Genomic DNA, 6,419 nt, shown 5'->3' with positions numbered 1-6,419 from the left:
GGGGAAGCTACGTCCGGGCTACGCCCGGCCTCCGCTTCCCCCCACACGTCATCTACGATGTCGCTGACCCTTCAACTGCGATGTCGCTGTGCACGCTTGTCCCGTCTTGCCCAAAGCATGAGCTCTCACGCGCCCATGGCACTCCACACAGCGCATGAACCGCCCTTTTGGCATCCGAACGGCCAGTTCGATGTCGATCAGTTCCCAGCGCTTATTGGCCCAGAGCTCGCAATCCGTGGATCTTGCCATTCAATCCTCTCTTCGTCTCGGGGTGCCGCCAGCGCTTCAAATTGAGCCGACAACAGCGGGGGCGTGAACGCCGCCGCAACATGACCCGGGTGGGGCTCAGTCGCGTACGACCTGCGATACCGTGCTGACGTAGCGATCCGTCTCTGCGATCAGCCAGCGAGCTGCGACATCCCATGACGCAGGATCGTCAGTGATCGACGGGCCATGTTTTTCATACAGATACCGATCGCTTCCCGGCGGCACGCCAAGCGCAGCTTCGAGTTGCCCACGGAAAGGCTCCAGGCGTCGTGCTTCCTCGCTGTAGTCCCGTTTGCGCGGCCCCCGGATGAAGATACCAACCCGTTCGCCACCGCTGATGAAACGGGACACGACGCTCCTGACATCGGGGACGGCTCGCCATCGGACGGAACCACCCACGGCGTGATCAGCTTGCGTCGCAGGATCGAGTTGCACGTATCGTTCCCAGAAGGCACGGGCGCGCATGGTTCCTGCACCGGCTACCGTATCCGAAGACCATTTCGGTGCAGATGCGTCGCCTGCTCCTTGGGTCTCGACGCGAGCGGGGGCGGTCCAGATCGTTTTAGCCGTCTCAAAAAGTGACGCGCCGCGTTCCTGAATCGTGTCCTCGTTCCACTCCACATAGCTGTTGAGCTCGCGATTCAATGCCAACGCCGTATTAGCCCTCAAGGCAGGCATCTTGAGCGAAAAGGGGCCGTTGGAGACGGTCGAGTTCAACGCCTGCGTGATGAGCGTCAGATTGCCGAGAACGTTGATCGATGCCTGTCGTGCACGAACCTGACTGGCGATATGCGGGTCGAGATCGGCTTCGCTCAAACCTTCCGCTTCTGGTATCTGCCAATTCGCCTGCCACTTCTGCGGCATGATATGCTCGACAGTCAGCGCCGATCGGATCGTGATGTCTTCGGTCAGAGAGGTGCGCTTCGCGCGCTCGATTTCCTCGAAAATGTATCGCAGGCGTGGCTGGCGTGCGGACTTGTACTGTTCGCGAAGCAGCCAGTGATGTCGCAGTTCCGCGTCGCCGGGCCACCTGTCGGTATCGGCCGTCCGGCTTGAGAGGTAGTGGATCAATGCGTCGACCTTGTCGCCATCGTGGGCGCGTAGGCGACCGATCAAGCCGACGAAAAAGCGGTTATAATTCTTCGTTGTATGCCCGCAGATATCACGACGCAGAATGTAGCTCTCGAGCGCGGCGAACGCTTCCCCTAGACGTGACGCCACACTGGGTTCGGTCGCAAGGTATACGGCAAGCGGCATCGCCGTAGACACATCGAAAGCGTCCGCCATTCGGCCGAAACGTGCAACGGGATCGCCATGCGTGGGTGCGAATAGGCGCTGCTCGACGGCGGCGGTGGTGGAAATCGACTCCAATTCGTCTGTCACCGAGGCGAACGGCGTATGATCGAGAACCCATTTGCGATAGTCGGAAAACAGGCTTTCGATCGACACGATGTCGCCGACATGCATCGCAAGATGGTCGGTCAACATCCAGTCCAGGCGGGTGCGGGTTTGACGGCCCCGTGAGGCTTGGCGGGTCCAGAAACTCCGGTCCAACGGCAACCAATGCCGCTCGTACAGCCGATCGACATTTAGGCTGGCGCCGTTCTGACCGAGGCCCTTGGCTCTTTGAAAGATGAAGTTGCGCAGAAGGTCGGCGGGCGACAACGGCACCCCCCGACTGTTCAGCGTCTCGAAGATGGTCTGGGGATCGTCGCCGCCCTCCAATTCGATCGAGACGACTGCGAGGCCCTCTTTCAGCGCTTCGAACAGCAGTTCCAGCCGATCTTCGCGATACTCGCCCTCGACCATGACGTGACGGTTGATACGGCTGCGGAAAGCGGCGTGAGCTGCGTCGGCCCTTTTTCCGACAAGTTCGTCGCCTTCCGGCAGTCCGGCGACCCTGGACAGGTCCGCGCCGGGATCGATCAGGCGCACGAAAGCTTGACGGTCGGTGATCGAGGGCCAGAGCTTGTAACGCTCCTCGTCAGGGTTCTCCATCACCCCGTCGTTCATCAGGTACTTGCCAACCTCCAGCGCGTAATGGGACTGATGTTCCAAGGCAACGTCGCGAAGGGCCGTCAGCAAGAGTTGAAAAGTCGTCAGCCGCTGTTGACCGTCGATCACCTCGAACGCTTGAACTTGTCGACCATAGGTCTTGACCTGATTGATGACGATCGCGCCCATGAAGTGGGGAACAAGCCCCGACCGATCGGTTTCGATCCGCACCACCGCGCGCTCTATATCTTCCCAAAGAAGGCGGAGCTGGGGTTCGTCGCACCACGAGTATTGGCGTTGATAGAGAGGAATCAGATAGCGGCGCTTGCCGTCAAAAAGATCGATGATCGAACGCGTATATGGCTTCATCGCGGGCGGTGGCTCCGTTGAAATACAAGAGGCTGCAAATTTACATGACTATGTTTGCGGCGGCCGATTGAGATAGGATTAACGATAAGCGATCAATTGATAATTCTTCGGTCGTATACGATGGTATCGTGACTCATGAACGTTGGCCTTCGCTATGCTTATGCATAAGCCGAGGCGCGTCCTGCATAATAGCGGAACTGAAAAATCGCGTTAGCCCATTCCGTCGTATGAGTGCGTTCGGTCACGAGGAATTTGCAAAACGAATAGGTACTTTTTTAGTACCAGCAGATTAGGGAGCGAAATTCGGTCAATTAGTGTATGGTCAATAGGTCGAATCGCGATTGCTCTTCACGCGATAAGTGCTGCGGTGCGGCGTGTGCTTACCTCTCTAAGATATAACGGGAGACGCGCAGTGAATGATATCGCAAAAGGACCTGAGGTACCATTTCCGCTAAAACAGACCGAAAAGGATCCGGGGGTTCCTTTCCCTTGGGGGCAGCTGGAAACCACCCTGTGTCGTGATTGTCCGTTCCCCATGAAACCGGGTTGGCCTGACGATGTAATGCAGGCGTTTGAAAAGTGGCGGGAAAGCGCTTTGTCCTTGGTTAAAAGTCGGATCTTCGTCGAAGGGCAGGTGGAAGAAACCGGTCCTTATCCTGAGTTAATGGGAAAGAGACTCGAAGTCGTGCTGCCCGGTGGAGGCGCCCAATTTATTGACGATCCAAATCGGATAGTCATTTCGATCGACGATCACAGCAAAATTCAACACATCTCTGTCGGCCGAAATATCCAGCCGAGCGGAGGTGAATGATGGAGCAGGTCAAAGAGGTGAGGATAGTCGCGGCGACCGTCTTCGATCTGATCGATCGCAAGGTACTTCATGTAGGAGCGATCGGCATCGTCGGTAGAGGAGGTTACTCCGACGGGCGATTGGAACCGCGCGTTTACATCACACCACCGGACGACGGCACATGGGACTTCGACATGGTAGCTGCGCCGCCCGCTGAGGTCGCAATACAGGTGGAGACACCCATAGGCGCGTCGTTCAGCGGGGTCGCCGCGGACTGGCTCAAATGCGTCCGCGTACATGCGGCACAGAATGCCTTGGTGCAGGAGGTGATCGTGATGCTGAACGCTGCACCTGATTCAGGCGGCGGTTCTGCAGATACGGCATAATGCCGATATGGATTGAATCGAGCGGCGTTCGTGTCTGGCGTGAGAATCATCGTCGTTAAATGTCGCTCGCCTTTCAAGTGTCGGGCTGTAGCGTTATGCGGTCAGGGTGTCTTCCAGGGCAAAATCGTGCCGAACCGTAGAAAAAGACCTGCCGCATAACGCAAGCCTTGGGTCGTCAGGGCATAAAATAGTATCCGGAGACGTTGTTGCGGCTCCATTGGACTCCGGTCAGGTCTTTCAATATCATACCAATATGTTTCTTATTAAAGTCGAGCTTGGCCAAGGCGCCGGTGATGCGCTTTCCTTCATTAAATCCTTCCAAAATAGACGCACCGATCATTAGGGCTGCTAACTCGTGGCCATCCAACTTGCTGTCGTATTGCTTCTTGATGCGCCGGAGGTTGCGGAAGGCGGCGTTGACCTGGTCGTCCGTCATCTGATTGTCGGGGTGCATGTCATTCTTCCAAAAAAAAATAAGCGGGAAAGGCGCCCCCGACCGGCGTGAACCGGAAGAGGGCGAGGGGTTCAGGCGGCGATGTTCAGCTTGGCGGCACCGGCCTCCACGGCGGCCATGAGGGTGTCGTCGGCAAGGTGGCTGTACCGGGCGCTGGACGACAGGTCGGCATGGCCCAGCAGCTTACCCACGGTCGCCAGACTGACGCCGTTGTTGATCCAGGCCGACGCGGCCGAGTGGCGCAGGTCATGGATACGCAGCGAAGGCATTCCTGCGGCCTCTCGGACCGCCTGCCAGCCGTGTTTGATGGTCGTGAGATGCGCTTGCGGGTTGCGCGGGTTGGGAAAGAGATAGGCGCAGCCGGTCGGGCGAGGCAGGGCGTCGATGATGTCGATGGCGGCTTGGGGTAGAGGCAGGCGCCGCGATCGTCCGGTCTTGGAGGTCGGAATGAAGAGTGTCCGCTTGGCGGTATCGACGTTTTCCCACCGCATGGACAGCAGCTCCGACACCCGCATGCCGAGCAGGAGCAGAAGCTGGATGATCGCGGCCAGCTGCTTGTTCCGGGACTTCTGCGCCGCAGCGACCAGGCGGGCAGTTTCGTCGGCGTCGATATAGGTCTCGCGGGCGTTGCTGAACTTCACGCGCGGGACGCCCCGGACCGGATTGCGATCGGCACCGGGGACTTGCCACTGCGCACCCAGCTGGAACGATCGGTTCATGATGACGCGGGTTTTCTCGACCGTGGCAGGGGCCAGACCGCTCTGCCGAAGCTCGGCCAGCCAGACCGCGACATCCTGCTGTCGAATATCGGTCAGGCGGAGGCGACCCCAGCGCTTGCGGATGCGCTTCAGATAGCCCTCGAGTGTCTTGATGCTCTTTATGTGTGTCCGGGCATGGGCGACGTGCTGGTCGGCAAGGGCGTTATAGGTGCCGACCGCCCGCGCCTCCTTTTTCTTGGCCGCCGGGTCGCCGCCGAGGACGAGTTCTGCACGCAGGCGCATAGCCTCGCGCTTGGCCTTGTCGAAGCTGATGTCGCCGTAGGCCGCAATCTTGATGGTCCGGCGGGACTTTCCTTCGTTGTGACTCAGATAGTAGGTCTTGCCGCCACTGGCGCGGCATTCCAGCACGAAGCCCCGGACGATTTCGTCGTACCAGTCGGTCTTGCGCTTGCCGGGTTCGCATTGGGCAATGAGGCAGAAAGCTGCGTCGAGTTTGCGGATGGGCATTGTCGGTATCCTTATGTCGAGGTGATGATGGCGCACGCCCCCAGACGCGCGCACAGGGCGCACCGGGCAGCGGGTGCAGTGGGGAGGGGACGGGCGGAAAAGTTGCTCTGGGCGGGCCCAGGGTGCGTTGGGCGGGCCGGGCCGCCGGATAGCGATGGTGGGGGGAGGGGGCAGGAGAAGCGCGAAAGGACGCTGGCGGTAGACCCCATCCAGGCTGACCTCTTACGATTTGCCACCCCCTGCCCCCACCGGAAATCAGAAGACTTCCTCGGACATGTCGTTAAGTTGTTTTTTCAAGGGATATGGGGTGGGAGCCTTCACGCCGAGATCGTGCGTGGTTGGTGTCCGAAAACTGACCTTCCATTTGTCTCGGCCATTGATTCGGTGGGGACTCCCGTACTCTGTTCTGAGGATAGCCCCGCATTCCTTCGCTTGAGCATTGTTCGGATGTGGCATGCCGACCGCCTTCAAGACCTCGCTGGGCGTCATCCAGACGGGTGGTTCGTCCTGATCGAGGTCGAGCCATGCATAGACGCTGTCGGCCACGACGCTGCTCGCGGCATGGCGCTTGTTCCATTCGGCAAGCTCGGCTTCTTCGAGATGGTCGAGCCACCACTTCTCGCCCGCTTCGACTTCTGTGGCCATCTGCGCGAAGACCTGCTGCATGTCGATGCCGTGCGAATGGCGGATGTATTTCACCGCGATGGTCCACCAGCGTGAATTGCCCGTGCTGTCGACCAGAAAGGCCGGGTCGTTCACGGTCGCGACGAACAGTGTCCGGCGTGGGTATTCGCTTTCCCGGGTCGTGTCCCGCGTGGTGGTGTAGCTCAGCGGTAGTGAAGCTGACCGGCCGCGCGCTATCATCCAGCGCTGTAGCGGCCGGTCAGGTTCACGGGTGGCCATCGAAGATCTTCGGATAGGTTTGGGTTGCA

General features: G+C 59.2%; 6 protein-coding genes. 2 read left to right on the top strand and 4 right to left on the bottom strand.

What is annotated here, in order from left to right; all coding sequences use genetic code 11:
- Positions 1 to 345: 345 nt before the first annotated feature.
- A complete protein-coding gene (locus tag GGQ89_RS10065) occupies positions 346 to 2,631 on the bottom strand; it encodes a DUF262 domain-containing protein (protein ID WP_184105657.1) in 2,286 nt (761 codons plus the stop codon).
- A 412-nt stretch (positions 2,632 to 3,043) separates the two neighbouring features.
- Between GGQ89_RS10065 and GGQ89_RS10060 the strand changes: the two genes are divergently transcribed.
- Both GGQ89_RS10060 and GGQ89_RS10055 read left to right on the top strand, forming a co-directional pair.
- The gene (locus GGQ89_RS10060) at positions 3,044 to 3,442 is read left to right on the top strand and encodes a hypothetical protein (protein WP_184105656.1); all 399 of its coding nucleotides are present in this window, start codon (positions 3,044 to 3,046) and stop codon (positions 3,440 to 3,442) included.
- The gene (locus GGQ89_RS10055) at positions 3,439 to 3,807 is read left to right on the top strand and encodes a hypothetical protein (RefSeq protein WP_184105655.1); all 369 of its coding nucleotides are present in this window, start codon (positions 3,439 to 3,441) and stop codon (positions 3,805 to 3,807) included. The genes GGQ89_RS10060 and GGQ89_RS10055 overlap by 4 nt, the downstream gene beginning before the upstream one ends.
- Positions 3,808 to 3,982: 175 nt before the next feature.
- Here GGQ89_RS10055 and GGQ89_RS10050 read toward each other — a convergent pair whose 3' ends face one another.
- The 3 genes from GGQ89_RS10050 to GGQ89_RS10040 form a co-directional block, all read right to left on the bottom strand.
- Positions 3,983 to 4,261, bottom strand: a complete 279-nt coding sequence (locus GGQ89_RS10050; RefSeq protein WP_184105654.1) for a hypothetical protein — start codon at positions 4,259 to 4,261, stop codon at positions 3,983 to 3,985.
- A gap of 71 nt (positions 4,262 to 4,332) precedes the next feature.
- The gene (locus GGQ89_RS10045; RefSeq protein WP_206362724.1) at positions 4,333 to 5,487 is read right to left on the bottom strand and encodes a site-specific integrase; all 1,155 of its coding nucleotides are present in this window, start codon (positions 5,485 to 5,487) and stop codon (positions 4,333 to 4,335) included.
- A gap of 255 nt (positions 5,488 to 5,742) precedes the next feature.
- A complete protein-coding gene (locus tag GGQ89_RS10040) occupies positions 5,743 to 6,390 on the bottom strand; it encodes a VapE domain-containing protein (protein ID WP_184105652.1) in 648 nt (215 codons plus the stop codon).
- Positions 6,391 to 6,419: the final 29 nt, after the last annotated feature.

The sequence above is a fragment of the Sphingomonas yabuuchiae genome, from assembly GCF_014199595.1.
GTDB lineage: Bacteria > Pseudomonadota > Alphaproteobacteria > Sphingomonadales > Sphingomonadaceae > Sphingomonas > Sphingomonas yabuuchiae.
Note: the sequence above shows the minus strand (reverse complement) of the source record. Positions and strands in the feature narration are given on the sequence as shown.